Origin of the sequence: Sphingomonas sp. Mn802worker, assembly GCF_000382485.1 — a bacterium.
In the GTDB taxonomy this organism is placed as follows: Bacteria; Pseudomonadota; Alphaproteobacteria; order Sphingomonadales; family Sphingomonadaceae; genus Sphingomonas.
In genome coordinates this window covers 130,055-150,264 of sequence record NZ_AORY01000004.1, presented here as the reverse complement: position 1 = coordinate 150,264, position 20,210 = coordinate 130,055, and the positions used below count along the sequence as shown (strand labels likewise).

Sequence of the window (20,210 nt, the reverse complement as noted above, 5' to 3'; positions counted from 1 at the left end):
CTTCGTGGTCGATGGATCGGGATGCGTCGCCCCTTAGCGAGGTCGGCGCGTGCGCGCTACCCGCAACACTCGTGCCCGAGCACACGACTTGGAACACGAACGGTAGCGTGCGTGTTTGGAACGGTCATGAAACAGGTCATGCCCCTCGCCGCCGCCGTCCTGTTGCTCGCCGCCTGCAACGGCACGCCGCCATCGACGAGCACCAACAGCATGACAAGCGCGGGTTCGACCGAGCCGGCCGCCGACAACATCGCCACCCCGGCAACTGGCGTGACGACGGCGACACCGACAGCGGCTGCATCGGCCAGCCCGGTGCCGACCACCGCAGGTGTCGATGTAAAGAAGTGGGCCGGGCGCTGGATCGGCGTCGAGGGGACCTATCTGAACGTGACGTCTACGGGTGCGAACACCGCATCGCTGGAGATGCAATACGATCTCGACAACAAGGGCACCTATCCGGCGACGGTCACGCCGGAGGGCTTGCGCTTCACGCGGGGTGGCGAGACGTTGCTGCTGCGTCCGAGTGACGGTGACGCCACCGGGTTGAAGTGGCTCGCGGGCAAGAAGAACTGCCTGACCGTGAAGTCGGGCGAGGGTTACTGCCGCGCCTGAATTGCCTCATGAAGCGCGAGCGTGCGTCGCGCTTCGTCGAGATGCAGCCGTTCGACCATCTTGCCATCGACCCGGATCGCGCCCTGCACGGCATGTTCGGGGGCTGCGAAGGCGGCGGTGATCTTCTCCGCCCACGCCACGTCCTCGGCCGCAGGCGTGAAGACGCGATTGGCAGGCGCGATCTGGGCCGGGTGGATCAGCGTCTTGCCGTCGAAGCCCCATTCCAGCCCCTGCGCACACTCGGCGGCGATGGCCTCCTCGTCGTCTAGCACGTTGATGACGCCGTCTAGCGCGACCAGCCCGGTCATCCGTGCCGCCAGCACGATCTGCGTCAGGACCGATAACAGCGGCGCGCGGTCGCGACCGGGACGGCAACGCAGTTCCTTGGCGAGGTCGTTGGTACCGACCACTAGGGCGGTGAGCCCGACCTCCGTCGCCGCGTCAACGATGGCGGGCAGGTTCACGACGCCGCGCGCGGTCTCGATCATCGCCCACAATGCAGGCCCTTCGCCGATCGCGTCTCGCGCCGTACGCAGCGTGTCGGCGTGCGACACCTTCGGCAGCAGCACCGCTTCAACCTCGCATTCACGCAAGGCGGCGAGATCGTCCACACCCCACTTGGTGTCTAGTGCATTGGCGCGCACCACCAAATCGCGGTATCCGAAACCACCGGCGCGCACCGCCTCGACTGCCGCCAAGCGTGCGGCGACCTTCTGCTCGGGCGCGACCGCATCCTCCAAGTCGAGGATGACGACGTCGCACGCCAACTCACGCGCCTTGGCGATCGCGCGCGGGTTCGACGCGGGCATGTAGAGCGCACTGCGCCGCGGTCGGACAGAACTGGCGTGGTCGGGCATCACCATGTCTCTGCTTGATCGAACGGGATCGGACAACATCCTATCGGTCGCTCAACCACGTGCCAGTTTCACCAGCAGTGCGTCGAGCGCGTTCAGAAAGCGCGAGCGGTCGGCGGCCGAGAACGGCGCAGGCCCGCCGATCTGATCGCCTCCCGCGCGCAGGTCGGCCATGATCGCACGCGTTGCGATCGCGCCGCCGATTGAGGCGGCGGTGAACGGGCGGCCGGTCGGCGCCAGCACGACCGCGCCTTTCTTGATGCAGCGGTCGGCGAGCAGGATGTCGCTCGTCACCACCACGCTGCGCGCGTCGGCCGCCTCGGCGATCCAGTCGTCGGCGGCGTCGAACCCGTCATCCACGACGACGCGGCGGACCTGTGGATGCTGCGGCACGCGCAGCCACTGGTTGCTGACGACGACCACGTGCGCGCCGGTGCGATAGGCGACGCGGTAGATCTCCTCCTTCACCGGGCAGGCGTCGGCGTCGACCAGGATCGTGACCGGGATTGTGACTGGGCTCACGTAAGGGTCGCCCGCGTCGCTTCCGCTACCATCCGCATCACGCTATCATGCCTTCCTCGTGCCGCGGGTTGCGGCCACTGTCATATCGTTGTAAGTCACCGGACCAAGACATGGACCCATACGACTCAGGCCGCGTCCGGTACAATCACGCGCCGGCCGACCCGCCGCGCGATCCCTGGCGCCCCGCCCCACCCCCTGGCCAACCGCTGCCGTCATTCGATGCGTGGCAAAGCGAGCCCGCGAAAGGTTCCGGCTTTGGTGGTGGCGACGAGCCGCCGCGCCGTCGCCGCATCCGCTGGGGCAAGTGGCTGGTCCGCGGCACCGCGGCCGGCATCGTGCTGTTCATCCTGGCGGTGATCTGGCTCGCGGTCACTGCGCCCTTGTCGCAGTCATTGAAGCCGCCGACGCCGCCGTCGATCACGCTGACCGACGCCAGCGGCGTGCCGATCGCCCGGCGCGGCGCGATCATCGGCGCGCCCGTAGACGCGTCCACGCTGCCGCCGCACGTGCGCGAGGCGTTCGTCGCGATCGAGGACCGGCGCTTCTTCTCGCATTGGGGGATCGATCCGCGCGGAATCGCGCGCGCGGCGTGGCACAACATGCGCGGTGGCGGGGTGCGCGAGGGCGGATCGACGATCACGCAGCAGTTGGCGAAGAACGCCTTCCTCGATTCAGACCGCACCGCCGCACGCAAGATCCGCGAGGTCGCGATTGCCTTCTGGCTTGAGGCATGGCTGTCGAAGAACGAGATCCTGTCGCGTTATCTGTCGAACGTCTATTTCGGCGACAACGTCTACGGGCTGACCGCCGCGTCACAGCATTATTTCGGGCGCAAACCGCAGAACCTGAACGTCGGACAGGCCGCGATGCTCGCAGGCCTCGTCAAGGCGCCGTCGCGGCTCGCGCCCACCGGCAACCTGGCTGGCGCGCGCAAGCGACAGGCGGTGGTGATCGGCGCAATGGAGGATGCGGGCTTCCTGACGCACCGCGAGGCGCAAGCCGTGCAGCCGCAGCGCGTGCTTGCCGCCGCGCCGCAGGCGGTGCCGACCGGTACGTACTTCGCCGACTGGGTGCTGCCGAGCGCGCGCGACCAGGCCGGCGAGATCCGTGACGAGACCAAGGTCAAGACGACGCTCGACCGCAAGCTGCAGGCGACCGCCGAGCGCGTGATCCGCCAGGCGGGGCTGAAGAAGGCGCAGGCCGCGCTGGTCGCGATGCGCCCGAACGGTGAGGTGGTCGCGATGGTCGGGGGCAAGAGCTACGCCGACTCGCCGTTCAACCGCGCGACGCAGGCAAAGCGGCAGCCGGGTTCGACCTTCAAGCTGTTCGTCTACCTCGCCGCGATCCGCGCCGGGATGACGCCGGCCTCCACCGTGCTCGACGAGCCGGTCGAGATCGCGGGATGGAAGCCGAAGAACGACGATGGCCGCTATCTGGGCGAGATAACGCTCGCGCGCGCCTTTGCACGATCCTCGAACGTCGCGGCGGCGCGGCTGACGCAACAGGTCGGCGTGCGCAACGTCATCAAGGCGGCGCGCGATCTGGGTATCTCGACGCCGATCGCGAACGAGGCGACGATCGGGCTCGGCACCTCTGAGGTGTCGCTGCTCGAACTTACCGCCGCCTATGCCGCGATTGCGAACGGGCGCTATCCGGTAGAGGCGCACGGGCTGCGTGAGACAGCGGGCAACAAGGGCTGGTTCGAGTCTCTGACCGGTGGGCAGAAGACGATCCCCGAGGACCAGCGCGCGGCGATGCTATCGCTGCTGTCGTCCTCGATCCGCGGAACCGGGCGGCAGGCGGCGCTGTCGGTGCCGGGTTACGGCAAGACCGGCACGTCGCAATCGGGACGCGATGCGTGGTTCATCGGCTTCGCGGGCGATCTGGTCGTCGGCGTGTGGGTCGGCAACGACGACAATACGCCCAACCCGGGACTGCACGGCGGCGGCATCCCAGCGCAGATCTGGCGCAACTTCATGCAATCGGCGCTCAACATCCAGCCGGTGGTGAAGCCTGTCGTCGTCGAAGAAAATGCGGTCGACCCTGAGGCGGTCATCGGCAACGGCGATCCGGTCGGCGACCTGATCGACGGCGCGGTCGACCAGACCGCCGACCGGTTGCGCGATCTGGGCGTCGACATCCGTCAGTCGGGTGACGGTTCGCTGATCGTCGGCCCGCGTGATCGCGGCCCCCCTCCGCCACCGCGCGAGGAACGCCGCGCGCCCGACGACGGCGACGGCGGCGAGGAGTAGCTGGCGCAGCGACGCGCGCATGATCGCGTCGCGCACCTCTGATCCATCGACGGCGACCACCCGCTCGTCACCCCGACCGTGATCCAGCGTCGCGATGCCGTTGGATGAAGCAGGACGCGGTTCAGTCGGTCACCCGCAATCCTTGGCCCGCCATGCCGGCCCGCATCCGCGTTTTCGAGGCGTTCCGTACCAACAGGTGAAACCGCGGATCACGGCCGGGGTGATGACAGGCAGACACCCTCGTCGCGCCGACGAACCTCTAGCCGCATCCACACGTTACGCTTCCTCGCCGCGCAATTGCGGCCGACCAAGGGGCATCGATGTTCGCGCAACTCTCGCTTCCGCTGCTCCTGCTGGTCTTCGCCGCCAGCGCGGGTGTGATCTGGTTCGCGGGGGTCAAGCTCGCCGATACGACCGACGTGCTCTCGGCGCGGCTGCACCTCGGCAAGGCGCTGGGCGGGATCGTCGTGCTCGCGGTCGCCACCAACCTGCCCGAGATCGCGATCACCGTCAGCGCCGCGGCGAGCGGCAACATCGGTGTCGCGGTCGGCAACATCCTGGGCGGGATCGCAATCCAGACGGTGGTGCTCGTCTTCATGGACATGGCGATGAAGGAGCGGATGCCGCTCACCTACCGCGCCGCGAGCCTGAGCCTGGTGATCGAGGCGGTGCTGGTGGTCGCGGTCCTGATCGTCGCGATCATGGCGACGCAATTGCCGGATAGCCTGATCGCGTTCCGCGTGACGCCGGGCGCGCTCGCGATCGCCGCGCTCTGGCTGGTCGGCATCTGGCTGTCGAGCCGTGCCAGCCGCAGCCTGCCGTGGCACGACAATGCCGGCGACGCCCCCGACACGCAGGAAGAGCCGAAGGGCCATTCGCAGGGGAAGAAGGACAAGGCAGCGGGGGACAGCGCGCGCGTGTTCTGGGTGTTCGGCTTGGCCGCGCTCGCCACGCTCATCGCGGGCGTGCTGCTGGAACGCAGCGGCGACGCGATTGCCGACCAGATCGGGCTGTCGGGCGTGCTGTTCGGCGCGACGGTGCTCGCCGCCGCGACCTCGCTACCCGAGCTGTCGACCGGCATCACCTCGGTGCGTATGAAGGATTACCAGCTCGCAATCAGCGACATCTTCGGCGGCAATGCGTTCCTGCCGGTGTTGTTCCTGCTCGCCGTGGTCGTGTCCGGGCAGGCGGTGCTACCGTCGGCACAGGCGAGCGACATCTATCTCGCTGGCCTCGGCGTGCTGCTGACCTGCGTCTATGCCGCCGGGCTGATCTTTCGTCCCAAGCGGTTGTTCTGGCGTGTCGGGATCGACTCGCTGGCGGTGCTCGTCCTCTACGCGATCGGCGTCGCCGGGCTGTTCGCGATCGCAGCGCAGGGTTGACGCAAGGACATTGACGGAGGCGGTCGCGCGACCCAAGGCGCTGAACATGCGCTTCTTCTCCGACAACGCCGCCCCTGTCCACCCGTCCGTCATGCGCGCACTCAGCGAAGTCGACACACTCGACACGGCGTACGATGGCGACCGCTGGTCGAAACAGCTCGACGCGCGGCTGTCGGAGACGTTCGAGACCGAAGTGCGCGCCTTCTGGGTGCCGAGCGGCACGGCGGCGAACTGCCTCGCGCTCGCCGCACTCTGCCCGCCGCACGGATCGGTCGTGTGCCACCGCGACGCGCACATCCAGAACGACGAATGCGGCGCGCCCGAATTCTACACTCATGGCGCCAAGCTGCTGCTGGCGGACGGCGACGGCGCAAAGGTGACACCGGAGACGGTGGAGGCGGTGCTGAACGTCCAGCGTTACGACATCCACCAGCAGGTGCCGAGCGCGATTTCGATCACCAACCAGACCGAGTACGGGCTCGCCTATTCGGCCGACGAAGTCGCGGCGATCGGCGCGGTCGCGCGTGCGCGGGGCTTGCACTTCCACATGGACGGCGCGCGCTTCGCCAATGCGGTGGTCGCGACCGGCGCGAGCCCGGCTGACCTCACGTGGCGCGGCGGGGTCGACGTGCTGTCGTTCGGCTTCGTCAAGAACGGCGGCATGAACGCGGAAGCGCTCGTCTTCTTCCGGCCCGACCTCGCCGATGCGACGGTGTTCCGCCGCAAACGTGCTGGGCTGCTGCTGTCGAAGGGCCGTTACCTCGCGGCGCAAATCCTGGCGATGCTCGACAACGACCTGTGGCTCGATTGCGCGCGCGCGAGCAACGCGGGCGCGCAGCTGATCGCGGCGGCGGCGGGTGATCGGCTGATCCACCCGGCGGACGGCAATGAGGTGTTCCTGCGCGTCACTGCCGAGGAGGCGGCGTCCTTGCGCGCCAAGGGGTTCGACTTCTACGACTGGGGTGCGGGCGAGGCGCGGCTGGTCGTGTCATGGGACCAGCGCGCCGACGACATCCGTCCGCTCGCCGAGGCGATCGCCGCGCTCTGACGTCGGGAGGGCGCTCACCGCCCTCCCCGCGTTCTTCCTAGCGGCGGCAGTAAGCCGGATTGTTCGACCGCTCGACCGCATTGCCCGCCAGCGCGCCGCCGCCGGCGCCCAGCACGGTGCCGAGCGTGCGGTCGCCGCGACGATCGATCACGCGACCGAGCAGGCCGCCTGCGATCGCACCGACGATCGTACCCGTAGTGCCGTTCTGGCAGCCGCGATCGGTGTAACGATAGTCTCGCGCATCGCGGTAGGTACGCGAGCGATAGCGACGCGGGGCATCGGTCTCGTAATATTGCGGCCCCTGGTTCCAGCCGTCACGATCGGCGTCGGCGTAGGCGCGCTCATGGTCGCGATAGCGATCGTCGTTATCCGCCCGGCTGTAGCCGCGATCGTCATAGCCGCGATAATAACCCTGCGCCTGCGCCGCGATCGGGGTGAACGAGGTAACGGCCATCGCCAGCGTCCCGGCGGCGATCGAAAGCGTCTTCAACATCGGCCTGCTCCACTGTTCCGGCGCGGCAAGGGTGCGGCGTCGATGGTGGATGAATGCACGCCCTGCGTTGAGCGGAGGCTGAATGCGTCCGTTATCGGCGGTTCAGTATTCCCGGATTGTACATGATTGCGCACCTGGTGAGTTGCGCCTGTCTGAGGGCTACGCCACGATAAAGCATCAAAGCCGGGGGGAAGTGATGCGTTGGCTTGTCATGGGGGTGACTGCCTGCGTTGTGATGGCAGGGTGCAGCAAAGCACCGGACAACGATGGTCCGGGCGAGGCAGCGACGCGGGCGAAGGGTGTCGCCTTCGCCTATCGCTACGACTTCCGTCTTCCTTCCGTGGGGATCGCCGACGCGCAGGAGGCGCAGGCGGAAGCGTGCGAGCAGCTGACACCGGCACGCTGCCGCATCACCGGCATGACGTATCGCCTCGACGGAGCGGGGAGCGTCGCCGCCTCGCTCGACGTTGCGGTAGCGGCACCCGCTGCACGCGGCTTCGGCTGACGCGGCGTCAAGGCGGTGGAGTCTGTCGGGGGGCGCGCTGATCGGCGCAGAGATCATCGGCACCGACCCGGCAATCGCGCTTCGATCCGATCCAAACGCCATGGTGCCGGCGATGGATGACGACGTGGCGACCGACGCGGCTGCGCCGAGCGCCGAATAGGCCGAACGCGCCGCCAAGGCCGCGGCGGCGGCCGCACGTGAGCGAGTGGCGACGACACCGATCCTCTTCACCTATGCAGCCGGCAGCGGGGTCGGCCTCGCCGCCCGGCTGACCGAGGCGGCGCAGGCGGGCTATGCATCGCTTACCTGGACACTCGCGTCGCTCCTGACGCTGCTTGCCTGGGCCGGACCGCCGCTCGCGGTCGTGTTGCTGCTCGTGTGGCTTTGGCATCGCTTCGGCCGGGGGTGGTGGAAGCGCGCCTTTCCGCCGCGGAGCGCCTGAGCGCGATCGTGCGGGTAGCGGCGCGCGGATGATCTGATAAGCGGCTGAGCCATGTCCGCCGCTCCGCCCCCGCAGTCGACCCGCGCCAGCGTGCTGATCCCATTCACGATCGTGCTGCTGATCTGGGGATCGACCTGGATCGTCATTCGCGATCAACTCGCCGGAGCGGCGGTGCCGCCGAGCTGGTCGGTCGCCTATCGCTTTGCGGTTGCGGGCGCGACGCTAACCGGCGTGGCGGTGTGGAAGCGTGAGCGGTTCGCGCTGGATCGCACCGGCTGGCTGTTTGCGGGCGTGCTGGGGCTGGCGCAGTTCGTGTGCAACTTCAACTTCGTCTACCGTGCCGAGCAGCACATCACCTCGGGCCTCGTCTCAGTCGTGTTCGCGTTGCTGCTGGTCCCGAACGCGGTTTTCGCGCGCGTCTTCCTCGGGCAGCGGATGGGGCGGCAGCTGCTCGCCGGGTCCGCGGTCGCGATGGCAGGCGTCGCGCTGCTGTTCATTCAGGAGGCGCGCAGCGACCCAAACGGTCCGCGCGAAGCGTTGATCGGGATCGCGCTGACAGGGTGCGCGATCCTGTCCGCCTCGGTCGCGAACGTCATGCAGGCGACCAAGACCGCCGCGCGCTACCCGATGATCCCGACGCTGGCGTTCGCGATGCTGCTGGGTGCGGGCATGGATGCGGCCTACGCGCTGGCGACGGTCGGTGCGCCGGTGTTCGATCCGCGGCCTGCTTACATCGCGGGCGTGCTCTACCTCGGGCTCGCCGCCTCAGCGCTCGCCTTCACGCTTTATTTCCGCATCATCCGCACGATCGGCCCGGCCAAGGCGGCGTACAACAGCGTGATCGTGCCGGTGATCGCGATGCTGCTGTCGACAGTGTTCGAAGGTTACCGCTGGTCGCTGCTGTCGGCGGCGGGCGGCGTGCTGGCGGGCGTCGGGCTGGTCATCGCGCTGACCGCGCGCAGGCCGAACCGATAGGTCGGGTAGCGCGGACGCCAGCCGAGCACGCGCTTCGCCTTGCCGTTCGCGACACGCCGGTTCTCGGCATAAAAGCCGCGCGCCATCGGTGACAGCGCATCGAGCGACGCGAACGGCGGCGGCGCTAGGCCGAGTAGCGCGGCAGCGTACTCGACCACCGCGTCCTGGCTGGCGGGTTCGTCGTCCGCCAGATTGTACGCACTTGGCGGCGCAGCGAACGCGGCGACGACGCCTGCCGCGATGTCGTCGACGTGGACGCGGCTGAACACCTGATCGCTGATGCCGGTGCGGTGTGCCTCGCCTGCCGCCACGCGGTCGAGTGCGGAGCGGCCGGGACCGTAGATGCCGGGCAGGCGGAACACGTGCGCGCCGTGCGCGAGCCAGGCGGCGTCGGCGGCGTTGCGCAATGGGCGGCGTCCGCGGTCGGCGGGAGCGCTTTCGTCGACCCAGCCGCCACCCGCGTCGCCGTAGACGCCGGTGGAGGAGAGATAGCCGACCCATTTGCCCGACAGCTGTTCGGCATAATCGCGCAGCACCGGATCGCCCTGCGCGTCGGGCGGGATCGACACCAGCACGCGCTCGCTTGCCGCCAATGCCGATCGCACCGCGACGGCGTCGTCGTAGCGGATCGTGCCGTCGCGGCCATCGCGCGTGGTGCCGACCACGGCGGCGCCCGCCGCCGCGACGATCGCCCGTGCGGCATAGCCCAGGCCAAAGACGAACATCAGTTCGCCATCGGCCCCTTGAACGCGGTGCCGAAATAATCGCCCTTGTTCCACACCGGTTTGGCCGGCGCATCGGCGATGTCGCGCGCGATCGCGTAGTTGATGTCGACGAAGCGCACCGCCTGATCCCACAGGATGCCGGCGTCGATCTCGTCGCCCGGCTGGTGGTAGCGGTTCTTCATGAAATCCTCGAACGCGGCGCGCGCCCCCTCGGCCTTCAGCCCAGGCCACAGGAAGACGGACGGCACGCCCGCCTCGACGAAGCGGAAATGGTCCGACCGCGTGAAGATCGTCTGCTCGGGAATCGGATCGGGCGAGGTGACGACGCCTGCCCCTTTCGCCGCGCGCGCGATCACGGGGCCGAGCGTCGAGCGGTCGCCGCCGAACGCGACCACGTCGCTGAACGCATAGGTCAGCACCGGCATGTCCAGGTTCACGTCGGCGACGATGTTCTTCAGCCCCTTGGGCCGATGCCGCACGAAATAATCGCTGCCGACCAGCCCCTTCTCCTCGGCCGTCACCGCCAGGAACACGATCGTCCGTTTGCCCGCGCCAGCGCGCTGGAAGCGGCGCGCTTCCTCGATCAGGCTGGCGATGCCGATCGCGTCGTCGAGCGCGCCGTTGTTGATCGCGTCGCCCTTCGCATTCGGCTTCTTGCTGATGCCGATATGGTCGAGGTGCGCGGAGAGCACGACCACCTCGTTCGATCGCGACGGATCGGTGCCGGGCAGAACGCCGACGACGTTGGAGGAGGCTACGGGCGTGAACTGCGTCGCGCTCTGGATGCGCAGCGTAATCTTGAGAGCGGCGGGCGGGAACGCCTGCTTGCCGTTCACCTCCGCGCGCGCTTGGTCCCAGGTCGTGCCCGCGCCCGCGAACAGCTTGTTCGCGCCGGCGTCGGTGAAGCTCGCCAGCAGCGGCACGCCGGGTGCAAAGGCGGTGCCCTCGGGCGTCGCCCAGCCATATTGCACCCCGCCCGCGCGCACCGGTCGCGCCTTTTTGGCGCCGGTCAGCAGCACTGCGCCGATCGCACCATGCGCGGCGGCCGCCTGCAGCTTGGTACGGATGCTGGCGAAGTAAGCGTGCTCCTCGCTCTGCAAATCGTCGGGCGCGCCGCCGACCAGCGCGACGATCGCGCCGCGCGCGTCGACCTGCGCATAATCGTCGTGGCCGCGCGTGGGGGCGGAGACGCCCTGCCCGACGAAGACGACGCGCGCCGACATGTCGGTCCGCGCCGCCTGCGGATTCGCGGTCGCAGTGAAGTCCCCACCCGGTGTCAGTGCTGTACCGTTGATCGACGCAGCGGCATGGCCCGCGATCTGGTATCTCACCAACGGAACGCGTTGCAGATACGCGCCGTCCGCCCCCGGCTTCAATCGGGCGGCGGCGAATTGCTGCGCAACATAGGCGGCGGCGGTATCGAACCCCGCGCTGCCTGCCTCGCGCCCGGCAAGCGCATCGGAGGCGAGATAGGCGACGTGCGCGCGGATCGCGGCTTCCTCTGCGGCACGCGGTGCGGGTGGCTCAGTCGCGCTGAGCAGCACGACCAGTGATGCAACGGCCGGCATACGCTTCACGATGTTCGCTCTTTTCATGATGTCGACGGCTAGGCGGCAGGCCGATCGTGCGCAACCCTACCGATCCGACACCTTGGCTATGGAACCTTGGCGTTCGCCGATGATAGGAACCGTCATGCTCGACGCCACGCACGCCGCCCTGACCCCCGCACCCGCCGCGCCGGCGGTGATCCGGCGCGAGGATTATACCGCGCCCGCCTGGACGGTGCCAACGACTGCGCTCGACTTCGCGCTCGATCCCGCCATGACGCGGGTGCGCGCACGCCTGTCGGTCGAGCGATCCGGCGCACACGACCTTCCGCTCCGGCTCGATGGCGCAGGCCAGCGGATCGTATCGGTCAAGGTGGACGGCGTCGCGGTCAATGACTGGCGCGTCGAGGGCGAGCAGCTGGTGCTGCCGCTTCCCAACGACGCGCACACGGTCGAGACCGAGGTCGAGATCGCGCCCGAGCGCAACACGCAGCTAATGGGGCTGTACGCGTCGGGCGGGAACCTGTGCACGCAATGCGAGGCGGAAGGCTTCCGGCGCATCACCTATTTCCCCGACCGCCCCGACGTGCTGTCGACCTATTCGGTCAGGATGACGGCGGACAAGGCACGTTTTCCCGTGCTGCTCGCCAACGGCGATCCGGTGGCGCAGGGCGACAATGACGACGGCACGCACTGGGCCGAGTGGCACGATCCCTATCCGAAACCGTCGTATCTGTTTGCCCTGGTCGCGGGCGACCTGGCGGTCAATCGCGGTAGCTTCACCACGCGCTCGGGCCGCACGGTCGAACTCGGCATCTGGGTGCGCGAGGCCGATCTGGCGAAGACCGACCACGCGCTCCACGCATTGAAGCTGTCGATGGTGTGGGACGAGCGCGTCTACGGCCGCGAATATGATCTCGACGTGTTCAACATCGTCGCGGTCGACGATTTCAACTTTGGTGCAATGGAGAACAAGGGGCTGAACATCTTCAATAGCCGCTACATCCTCGCCGATCCCGACACCGCGACCGACTACGATTATGACGCCATCGCGGCAGTCGTCGCGCACGAGTATTTCCACAATTGGTCAGGTAACCGCATCACCTGCCGCGATTGGTTCCAGCTGAGCCTGAAGGAAGGCTTCACCGTCTACCGCGACCAGGGCTTTTCCGCCGACCAGGGCTCGGCCGCGGTGAAGCGGATCGAGGACGTACGGGGTTTGCGCGCGGGACAGTTCCCGGAGGACGCCAGCCCGCTCGCGCATCCCGTCCGCCCCGAACGCTACCTCGAGATCTCGAACTTCTACACCGCCACGATCTACAACAAGGGTGCGGAGCTGATCCGCATGATGGCGACGATCCTGGGCCCCGAGCGCTTCCGCGCCGCCACCGACCTCTACTTCGATCGCTTCGACGGCACCGCCGCGACGTGCGAGGATTATGTCGCCTGCATGGAGGAAGCGGGCGGGGTCGACCTGTCGCAGTTTCGCCTGTGGTATTCGCAGGCGGGTACTCCGCGCGTGTCGGTGTCGCTGGAGCATGAGGCCGGCTCAGGCCGCGCGACGCTCAACCTCGCGCAAAAGGTGCCTGACACGCCGGGACAGTCGAACAAGCAACCGCAGGTGTTGCCGCTCAAGCTGCGCCTGTTCGGTGCCGAAACGGGTGTACCGCTGACCGACGAGCAGCTCGTCATCCTGTCGGACGCGAGCGCGAGCGTGACGTTCGAGGGCGTAGCCGAGCGCCCGATCGTATCGCTCAACCGCGGCTTCTCCGCGCCGGTCGTGATCGACAGCGATCGCACTGCCGCCGACCTCGCCTTTCTCGCCCGCCACGACGACGATCCGTTCGCGCGCTACGAGGCGATGCAGCAGTTGATGCTCGACACGCTGGTCGCGGCGACGATCGAGGGACATGCGGATCATGCCGCGGTGATCGCGGCGGTTGCCGACACGCTCGACAATGCCGAGCTCGACCCGGCCTTCGTCGCCGAAGCCGTGCTGCTGCCGTCGGAAAGCTTCGTCGGCGACCAGATGTCGACGGTCGACCCGGACGCGATCCATGCTGCGCGCGAGGCGCTGCGCCGCGATCTCGGGCGCGAACTGGAGCCGCGCTGGCGTGCCGCGTACGAGGCGGGCAGCGGTCGCGCCTACGCCTACACGCCCGAGGACAAGGGCCGGCGGCGGCTACGCAACGTCGCCCTCGGCTATATCGCGGCCTCCGGCGCGGACGACGCGGCGAAACTCGCCTACGCGCAGTTCACGAGCGCCGACAACATGACCGACCGTCAGGGCGCACTCACCACGCTGGTCGGCACGCATTCGGAGGAGCGCGACGCCGCGCTCGGCAGCTTCTACCAGCGCTATCAGGGCAATTCGCTGGTGCTCGACAAATGGTTTCAGACGCAGGCGCTGTCCTCCGCCGACGACACGCCGAAACTGGTCGCCGAGCTTGCGAACCATCCCGATTTCTCGCTTGCCAACCCGAACCGCGCGCGCTCGCTGATCGGCGCGTTCGGCGTCAACCAGCGCGCGTTCCATGCAGAGGGCGGCGCGGGCTATCGCTGGCTCGCCGATCAGTTGATCGCGCTCGACGCGCTCAATCCGCAGACCGCGGCGAAGCTGCTGCCGCCGCTCGGCCGCTGGCGCCGTTTCGATCCGACCCGTGCCGCACTGATGCGCGCCGAGCTCGAACGCATCGTCGCGCATCCCGGCCTGTCGAAGGACCTGTTCGAGCAGGCGTCAAAGAGCCTTGAATAGTGATAGCCCCACGTACGGCAAGGGCAGTGAGGCTGTCTTGACCTGCGTGGACGATTGGAGAACCTTCTGCGCTGGCGACGATCACCGACGACGGGATCACGCCAGGAGAAGGATGATGGAACACTGGGACCACCGGGTGTGTCGCGCCTGGAGCGAGCTGGAGTTCGGCGCGACGTTGCTGCTGTCCGCCTGCACGCTGGGCATCGGCGCCGCGCTGGCGCTAGGCCTGGGTCTGGCGTAAAGTCAGCGAACAATTGAGTTCGTGACCTCACGGGCCTGAGCCGATCACGTCATCTCGGGCTGACGCGAAGGCACGCCAACGTCACCCCGAATTGCGCAGCGCGGTCGCGATCGCGTTGATCGACAGCAAGATGCCCTCGCGTACGCGCGCATCCTCCTCACCGGCGCGATTGCGCTTGATGAGTTCGATCTGCAGCAGATTGAGCGGCTCGATATAAGGCAGACGCAGCCGGATCGAAGCGTCGAGCGCGGGATGCTTTTCGAGCAAGCGCGTCTGGCTGGTCACCTCGATCAACTGGTCGCGGGTCAGATGCCAGTCGTCACGGATGCGGCCGAACACGCGTTCCCGCAGACCTGCGTCCTCGACCAGCTCGGCATAGCGGGCTGCAAGCGCCATGTCGGATTTCGCCAGCACCATCTCCATATTGGCGAGCGTGGCGCCGAACAGCGGCCACGCTTCCGTCATCTCCTTCAGCAGCGCGCGGTCCTCAAAGCCGGCGAGCGCCTGCCCGACGCCGTACCAGCCCGGCAGCATGACGCGCGCCTGCGCCCAGCTGAACACCCAGGGGATCGCGCGCAGATCCTCGATCGCGTCGGATTTCTTGCGGCTCGCCGGGCGGCTGCCGATCTTCAATCCTGCGATCTCCGCGATCGGCGTCATCTGGCGGAAGAAGGTGCGGAAGCCCCCCCTCCTCCGAAATTATTTTCGTACACCAGCCCGCGATAGGCGCGGAAGGCCGCGTCGGAGATGCGGTCCATCGCCGCGCCGAACGCCTCGTTCTCGCTGTTCGATAGCGGCGCGGGTTCGAGACTGGTGAGCAGCGTCGCCGAGGCCATCGCCTCAAGATTGGTCATCGCGCTCTCGCGCGTGCCGTACTTGCCTGCGATCACCTCTCCTTGTTCGGTGATGCGGATGCGCCCCTGTACGGTGCCGGGCGGCTGTGCGCGGATCGCGGCGAAGGAGGAACCGCCGCCGCGCCCGACCGCGCCGCCGCGACCGTGGAACAGCTGCATCCCCACGCCTGCCGCCTCGAACACCGGGCGCAGCGCGGTTGACGCCTTCGACAACTGCCACGTCGAGGTCAGGTAACCGCCGTCCTTGTTGCTGTCGGAATAGCCGATCATCACTTCCTGATGACCACGGCTTGAGGCGATCGCGGCGACCTCTGGAGTCGCGAACCAGTCCGTCATCACGCCGGGCGCGGCTTCCAAATCGTCGATCGTCTCGAACAAGGGCACCGCCATCACGTCGGCGCTTGCAGGCGCGCCCGGCCGGTAGAGCCCGACCTCCTTCAGTAGCAGGTGCACCTCGAGCAGGTCGCTGACCGACGTGCACATCGACACGATGTACTGGCGCAGACACGCCGGGCCGTAGGCGCGGTGCGCGTCAGCCGCTGCCTGGACGATCGCCAGTTCGCCCGCGGTCTCCTCCGAATAGTCGGCGAAGCGTGAGGTGAGCGGGCGCGGGCTGGCGAGTTCGCGCCGGAGCAGCGCGACGCGCTCGTCCTCGCCGAGCGCCGCATAGTCGTCGCACACGCCCGCAACACGCAGCATCTCGCCCACGACGCGCTCGTGCACCGCGCTGTTCTGCCGCAGGTCGAGCGTGGCGAGGTGGAAGCCAAACACGTCGACCGCGCGGATCAGCCGCCCGATCGCACCGCCGCTGCCGAGCAGTCCGTCGCCGCCCTGCGCCAGCGGCCGGGCGATCGCGACCAGATCGGCGCGCAAGCCGGCAGGGTCGGCGTAAGGCTCGCCCTTGAGCGCGCCGGGCCTGGGAGCGGGTTTTCCCACCAGCTTGGCAAAGGTTGCTGCGGTACGCGCATAGATGCCCGACAATGCGCGGCGGTACGGCTCGTCACTACGGCTCTCGGCCACGTCGCCGCTTGCCTCGGCCAGTCGCGCGACCTCGCCGTCGACCGCGGCGTGGTTGGTCGAGATCGACAGCTCCTGCCCCATCGCGTGCAGCTGTTCGAGGTAGAAGCCGAGCACCGCCTCCGACGCGCGTGCGAGCGCGGTCCGAAGCGAGTCTGCGGTCACGAACGGGTTGCCGTCGCGGTCGCCGCCGATCCAGCTGCCGGGCCGCAGAAACGACGGAACGCGTTGCCCGAGTGCGCGATCCCAGCGCTGGTAGAGCGCGGGGATGACCGGCAGGAACACGTCACGCAGGTAGCTGAGCGCGGTCTCGACCTCGTCGACCACATACAGCCGCTCGCGCCTGAGCACGCGGGTCTGCCACAGCAGCGCTACCTGCCGCACGATCGCCTCGTCGACCAGATCGCCCTCGGGTGTCACCTCGACGCCGCGGTCGCGCATCGCCATCAGCTGCGCGATGCGGTTGCGGTGGTCGATCATGCTCTTGCGCCGGACCTCGGTCGGGTGCGCGGTCAGCACGGGTGCGACGAGCGCGTGGTCGAGCAGCGCGATCACCGCATCGCGGCCGATCCCCTCGCCCGCCAGCCGCTCCAGCGCGGCGGCCATGTCCGCGCCCTTCTCGGCGGCGAACCCCTGCCGATCCTCGGCCAGGTTGGCAAGCATCGAGAACAGCATGAAGCCGCGGACGAAATCGAGCGTCTCGTCGAGGTCGAGCGCGCCGAGTTCGGCGTCGGGCGACGCGTCGCCGCTGCGATGCCGCTCGACCGAGGCGGAGCGGATCGCCTCGGTCCGCTCATAGAGTTTGTCGCCTCCGTAGGCGCGGATAACGTCGCCCAGCACGCGGCCGAGATAACGCACGTCGGGGTTGTTGGTGATCGGAGGCAGGGTCATGCCGCCATGCTGCGTCGCACCACCGGCGCGGTCAACCGCCGATCGATCTGATCCGCCGAACCCGACTTCAGCGCGCGGCGGCTGCGGTGTTGTTCGCCGGCTCGTCGTCGGGTGTCGGCAGATCGGCGTCGTGCAACTCGCGCGCACGCTCGCGCTCGTCGCTGGTCAAGGTGCCGTCATGGTTCAGGTCCTGCCGGTCGAACCAGGCGAGCATCCCGCGGCTCCACTCATCGGTGCTGATGACGCCGTCCTTGTTCGTGTCGAACTGCATGACGAAGTCGCGGCGACGCGGCGCAATCTCGCTCGGCTCCAGCTTGTCGTCATTGTTGGCGTCGAGCCGGCGGAAGCGCCGCTCGATCACGCCGCCGAAGTCGAGCCGCGACATGACGAAAGGCGGCGTATAGTTCGCCAGTTCGGCATTCTGCATCGCCTTCTCGTCCGCCGACTTGCCCGAACAGCCCATCAGCGCGAGCGCGCACCCGCCAACCAGCAACAACCGCATCATGACCCCTTTGATCGACCCAGACCTGCGACCAACGGGCGTCAGGCTTCGAGTTCAACGTCCCAGTACAGCCAATCGCGCCATGTCGCGTGCAGATAATTGGGCGGAAAGCGCCGGCCGTGCTCCTGCAGCTGCCAGCTGGTCGGGCGGATCGGTTCGAGGAACAGTGGCATGTGCGCCTGTTTCGGCGTGCGCCCGCCCTTTTTCAGATTACACGGGCTACAGGCGGTGACGACGTTCTCCCACGTCGTGCGTCCGCCCTGCGCCCGCGGGATCACGTGGTCGAACGTCAGGTCACGCCCGTGACCGCAATATTGGCACTCGAACTTGTCGCGCAGGAACAGGTTGAACCGCGTGAAGGCGGGAAATTGCGACGGCCGCACGAACTGCTTCAAGGCGATGACCGACGGCAGCTTGATCGTGTGGTTGGGGCTGTGCACCTCGCGTTCGTAATGCGCGACGATGTCGACGCGGTCGAGGAACACCGCCTTGATCGCGGTCTGCCACGGCCAGATGCTCAGGGGATAATAGGACAGCGGCGTGTAGTCGGCGTTCAGCACCAGCGTCGGACAGGAGTCCGGATGGCGCATCAGATCGGGATGGAACACGTCAGATCCCCCTAGTCATCGCTCGTGCCCGCTGTGCCGAGCGGGGATGACGCCATGATGACAGAGGCGCTTTCGCCCGGTCAACCCCGGCGGCTTCCCACCATTGGGCGCAGCCGGGTTGGCGCGACGCGGTCTGGTCTGGCACATGGTACCGCATCAACCCGCCAGAACCGGACAATATCCATGTCGACCCATTCCGACCGTCTCCGCGCCCTGCGCGACGAGCTCGCCCGCCAGCACCTCGACGGCTTCGTCGTGCCGCTGACCGACGAATATATGAGCGAATATGTCGGCGGCTACGCGCAGCGGCTCGGCTGGCTGACCGGGTTCGGCGGATCGGCGGGCATCGCGGCGGTGCTGCCGGGCGTGGCTGCGATCTTCACCGACGGGCGCTATACGATCCAAGTGCGCGAGCAGGTGTCGGCGGGCGATTGGGACTATGTCGCGGTGCCGGAGAACAATGTCGCCGACTGGCTGGCGGCGAACGCGAGCGAAGGCGCGCGCGTCGGCTACGATCCGTGGCTTCACACCCGCGCCTGGGTCGAGCAGACCCGCACGGCGCTGGCGGCAAAGGGTGCGCAGCTCGTCGCGGTCGACGCCAATCCGATCGACGCGGTGTGGCACGATCGCCCTGCCCCGTCGCTGGCACCGTTGACGGTCCACAGCGACGCAGATTCGGGCGAAAGCTCGGCCGCGAAGCGCGCGCGCGTCGCCGACTGGCTTGGCGAGGTAGGGGCCGATGCGGCGGTGATCCCTGCGCTCGATTCGACCGCCTGGCTGCTCAACATCCGCGGCGAGGATGTCTCGCGTACGCCCGTCGCGCTCGCCTATACGATCGTCGGCGCGGACGGCACCGCCGACCTGTTCGTCGCGCCGGAGAAGATGACCGACGCGGTGCACCAGCATCTGGGCAATGCAGTGCGCGTTCACGATCGTGCCGAGTTCGCCCCGGCGCTCGGCCGCTTCGCGGGCAAGCGCGTCGCGATCGATCCGGCACTCGCCGTCGCGGCGATCTTCGATGCGGTCGAGGCGGGCGGCGGCACCGCGCTCGCGCTTCGCGACCCGACGATCATCCCGAAGGCAACCAAGAACGCAGCCGAGATCGCAGGCCACCGCGCCGCCAGCATCCGCGACGGCGCGGCGCTGACGCGGTTCCTGCGCTGGATCGCTGCCGAGGCACCGGGGGGTGACCAGACCGAACTCTCCGCCGCCGCGCAGCTCCGGCGCTTCCGCGAGGAAACGGGATGCTTGCGCGACCTGTCGTTCGACGCGATCTCCGCGACCGGCCCGAATGGCGCACTGCCGCACTATCACGTGACGGAGAAGTCCAACCGCGCGATCGAGCTGTGTCAGCTTTACCTGATCGATTCAGGCGGACAGTATCTCGACGGTACCACCGATGTGACCCGCGTCGTGCCTGTCGGCACGCCGACTGCGGAGATGCGCGATCGTTACACCCGCGTGCTGAAGGGCCATATCGCGCTCGCTACCGCGACCTTCCCGCCCGGCACCAGCGGGCAGCAGCTTGATGCGCTCGCCCGCTTGCCGCTCTGGGCTGCGGGGCTGGATTTCGCGCACGGCACCGGCCACGGCGTCGGCAGCTTCCTCGCGGTGCACGAAGGCCCGGCCCGGATCGCCAAGCCGAGCTATCCCGGCGGCGGGCCGCAGGAGCCGCTTCGCGCCGGCATGATCCTGTCCAACGAGCCAGGCTACTACAAGGCGGGCGAGTACGGCATCCGTATCGAGAACCTGCTGCTGGTGGTGGAGCGCGATCTGCCCGGCGGCGAGGCCACGATGCTGGCGTTCGAGACGCTGACGCTCGCACCGATCGAGCGCGACCTGATCGACGCCGACCTGTTGTCGCGCGAAGAGCGCGCCTGGCTCGACGCCTATCACGCTCGGGTGGTCGAAACGCTCGGTCCCGTCCTGCCGGCGGATGATCGTGCCTGGCTGGTGGAGAAATGCGCACCGATCGCGGCCTGACG

The 20,210-nt window shown here is 68.1% G+C and carries 17 protein-coding genes and 1 pseudogene; 10 read left to right on the top strand and 8 right to left on the bottom strand.

The annotated features are described in order from the left end of the window. Positions 1–126 precede the first annotated feature (126 nt). The gene (locus tag SMN802W_RS16380; protein ID WP_019515631.1) at positions 127–612 is read left to right on the top strand and encodes a hypothetical protein; all 486 of its coding nucleotides are present in this window, start codon (positions 127–129) and stop codon (positions 610–612) included. Here SMN802W_RS16380 and SMN802W_RS0104150 read toward each other — a convergent pair. Then, entirely contained in the window at positions 597–1,475 is an 879-nt protein-coding gene (locus SMN802W_RS0104150) for an aldolase/citrate lyase family protein (RefSeq protein WP_019515630.1), read from the bottom strand. The two genes, SMN802W_RS16380 and SMN802W_RS0104150, sit on opposite strands and share 16 nt — an antisense overlap. A gap of 45 nt (positions 1,476–1,520) precedes the next feature. Beyond that, positions 1,521–1,988, bottom strand: a complete 468-nt coding sequence (locus SMN802W_RS0104145) for a YaiI/YqxD family protein (protein ID WP_019515629.1) — start codon at positions 1,986–1,988, stop codon at positions 1,521–1,523. Between the two features lie 110 nt (positions 1,989–2,098). On the opposite strand from SMN802W_RS0104145, the gene SMN802W_RS0104140 reads away from it, so the two are divergent. The 3 genes from SMN802W_RS0104140 (at position 2,099) to SMN802W_RS0104130 (ending at position 6,670) form a co-directional block, all read left to right on the top strand. Next, positions 2,099–4,240 (top strand): transglycosylase domain-containing protein, encoded by a 2,142-nt coding sequence (locus SMN802W_RS0104140; RefSeq protein ID WP_019515628.1) that lies wholly within the window; start codon positions 2,099–2,101, stop codon positions 4,238–4,240. 320 nt (positions 4,241–4,560) lie between these two features. Beyond that, on the top strand, positions 4,561–5,622 hold the full coding sequence (locus tag SMN802W_RS0104135) for a sodium:calcium antiporter (protein WP_019515627.1): 1,062 nt from the start codon (positions 4,561–4,563) through the stop codon (positions 5,620–5,622). Between the two features lie 46 nt (positions 5,623–5,668). Beyond that, positions 5,669–6,670, top strand: coding sequence for a threonine aldolase family protein (locus tag SMN802W_RS0104130; RefSeq protein WP_026325727.1), 1,002 nt, complete (start codon positions 5,669–5,671; stop codon positions 6,668–6,670). A gap of 37 nt (positions 6,671–6,707) precedes the next feature. On the opposite strand, the gene SMN802W_RS0104125 is transcribed toward SMN802W_RS0104130, so the two are convergent. After that, complete coding sequence (locus SMN802W_RS0104125) at positions 6,708–7,163, bottom strand: glycine zipper 2TM domain-containing protein (RefSeq protein ID WP_019515625.1); 456 nt, start codon at positions 7,161–7,163, stop codon at positions 6,708–6,710. 196 nt (positions 7,164–7,359) lie between these two features. On the opposite strand from SMN802W_RS0104125, the gene SMN802W_RS0104120 reads away from it, so the two are divergent. From SMN802W_RS0104120 to SMN802W_RS0104110, 3 genes are all read left to right on the top strand, one after another. Then, complete coding sequence (locus tag SMN802W_RS0104120) at positions 7,360–7,668, top strand: hypothetical protein (protein WP_156818719.1); 309 nt, start codon at positions 7,360–7,362, stop codon at positions 7,666–7,668. Positions 7,669–7,873: 205 nt separating this feature from the next. Further along, a complete protein-coding gene (locus SMN802W_RS0104115; protein WP_019515623.1) occupies positions 7,874–8,110 on the top strand; it encodes a hypothetical protein in 237 nt (78 codons plus the stop codon). A 51-nt stretch (positions 8,111–8,161) separates the two neighbouring features. After that, positions 8,162–9,085, top strand: coding sequence for a DMT family transporter (locus tag SMN802W_RS0104110; protein WP_026325726.1), 924 nt, complete (start codon positions 8,162–8,164; stop codon positions 9,083–9,085). On the opposite strand, the gene SMN802W_RS0104105 is transcribed toward SMN802W_RS0104110, so the two are convergent. Both SMN802W_RS0104105 and SMN802W_RS0104100 read right to left on the bottom strand, forming a co-directional pair. Further along, positions 8,995–9,810, bottom strand: a complete 816-nt coding sequence (locus SMN802W_RS0104105) for a hypothetical protein (RefSeq protein ID WP_019515620.1) — start codon at positions 9,808–9,810, stop codon at positions 8,995–8,997. The two genes, SMN802W_RS0104110 and SMN802W_RS0104105, sit on opposite strands and share 91 nt — an antisense overlap. After that, positions 9,810–11,378, bottom strand: a complete 1,569-nt coding sequence (locus SMN802W_RS0104100; protein WP_156818756.1) for a M28 family peptidase — start codon at positions 11,376–11,378, stop codon at positions 9,810–9,812. Before SMN802W_RS0104100 ends, SMN802W_RS0104105 begins: the two co-directional genes overlap by 1 nt. A 124-nt stretch (positions 11,379–11,502) precedes the next feature. Between SMN802W_RS0104100 and pepN the strand changes: the two genes are divergently transcribed. Both pepN and SMN802W_RS18805 read left to right on the top strand, forming a co-directional pair. Next, complete coding sequence (gene pepN, locus SMN802W_RS0104095; protein ID WP_026325725.1) at positions 11,503–14,112, top strand: aminopeptidase N; 2,610 nt, start codon at positions 11,503–11,505, stop codon at positions 14,110–14,112. Positions 14,113–14,227: 115 nt separating this feature from the next. Further along, positions 14,228–14,353 carry a hypothetical protein gene (locus tag SMN802W_RS18805; RefSeq protein WP_274543654.1) on the top strand — a complete coding sequence of 42 codons (126 nt, stop codon included), beginning with the start codon at positions 14,228–14,230 and terminating at the stop codon, positions 14,351–14,353. Positions 14,354–14,434: 81 nt separating this feature from the next. Here the strand turns inward: SMN802W_RS18805 and ppc are convergent. The 3 genes and pseudogenes from ppc to SMN802W_RS0104075 form a co-directional block, all read right to left on the bottom strand. Next, positions 14,435–17,115 (bottom strand): annotated as a pseudogene (gene ppc, locus SMN802W_RS16375) (phosphoenolpyruvate carboxylase). Positions 17,116–17,182: 67 nt separating this feature from the next. Next, the gene (locus SMN802W_RS16370) at positions 17,183–17,617 is read right to left on the bottom strand and encodes a hypothetical protein (RefSeq protein WP_162139992.1); all 435 of its coding nucleotides are present in this window, start codon (positions 17,615–17,617) and stop codon (positions 17,183–17,185) included. Between the two features lie 41 nt (positions 17,618–17,658). Beyond that, positions 17,659–18,225 carry an HNH endonuclease gene (locus SMN802W_RS0104075; RefSeq protein WP_019515615.1) on the bottom strand — a complete coding sequence of 189 codons (567 nt, stop codon included), beginning with the start codon at positions 18,223–18,225 and terminating at the stop codon, positions 17,659–17,661. Between the two features lie 183 nt (positions 18,226–18,408). On the opposite strand from SMN802W_RS0104075, the gene SMN802W_RS0104070 reads away from it, so the two are divergent. After that, the gene (locus SMN802W_RS0104070; protein ID WP_019515614.1) at positions 18,409–20,208 is read left to right on the top strand and encodes an aminopeptidase P family protein; all 1,800 of its coding nucleotides are present in this window, start codon (positions 18,409–18,411) and stop codon (positions 20,206–20,208) included. Positions 20,209–20,210: the final 2 nt, after the last annotated feature.

Excerpts from the sequence above, each read along its gene's own strand:
- SMN802W_RS16380 (WP_019515631.1), top strand. The coding sequence starts at position 127 with ATGAAACAGGTCATGCCCCTCGCCGCCGCCGTCCTGTTGCTCGCCGCC.
- SMN802W_RS0104125 (WP_019515625.1), bottom strand. The coding sequence starts at position 7,163 with ATGTTGAAGACGCTTTCGATCGCCGCCGGGACGCTGGCGATGGCCGTT.
- SMN802W_RS0104100 (WP_156818756.1), bottom strand. The coding sequence starts at position 11,378 with ATGCCGGCCGTTGCATCACTGGTCGTGCTGCTCAGCGCGACTGAGCCA.
- SMN802W_RS0104110 (WP_026325726.1), top strand. The coding sequence starts at position 8,162 with ATGTCCGCCGCTCCGCCCCCGCAGTCGACCCGCGCCAGCGTGCTGATC.
- SMN802W_RS18805 (WP_274543654.1), top strand. The coding sequence starts at position 14,228 with ATGGAACACTGGGACCACCGGGTGTGTCGCGCCTGGAGCGAGCTGGAG.
- SMN802W_RS0104140 (WP_019515628.1), top strand. The coding sequence starts at position 2,099 with ATGGACCCATACGACTCAGGCCGCGTCCGGTACAATCACGCGCCGGCC.
- SMN802W_RS0104130 (WP_026325727.1), top strand. The coding sequence starts at position 5,669 with ATGCGCTTCTTCTCCGACAACGCCGCCCCTGTCCACCCGTCCGTCATG.
- SMN802W_RS0104070 (WP_019515614.1), top strand. The coding sequence starts at position 18,409 with ATGTCGACCCATTCCGACCGTCTCCGCGCCCTGCGCGACGAGCTCGCC.
- SMN802W_RS0104120 (WP_156818719.1), top strand. The coding sequence starts at position 7,360 with ATGCGTTGGCTTGTCATGGGGGTGACTGCCTGCGTTGTGATGGCAGGG.
- SMN802W_RS0104135 (WP_019515627.1), top strand. The coding sequence starts at position 4,561 with ATGTTCGCGCAACTCTCGCTTCCGCTGCTCCTGCTGGTCTTCGCCGCC.
- SMN802W_RS0104105 (WP_019515620.1), bottom strand. The coding sequence starts at position 9,810 with ATGTTCGTCTTTGGCCTGGGCTATGCCGCACGGGCGATCGTCGCGGCG.
- SMN802W_RS16370 (WP_162139992.1), bottom strand. The coding sequence starts at position 17,617 with ATGCGGTTGTTGCTGGTTGGCGGGTGCGCGCTCGCGCTGATGGGCTGT.
- pepN (WP_026325725.1), top strand. The coding sequence starts at position 11,503 with ATGCTCGACGCCACGCACGCCGCCCTGACCCCCGCACCCGCCGCGCCG.
- SMN802W_RS0104150 (WP_019515630.1), bottom strand. The coding sequence starts at position 1,475 with ATGGTGATGCCCGACCACGCCAGTTCTGTCCGACCGCGGCGCAGTGCG.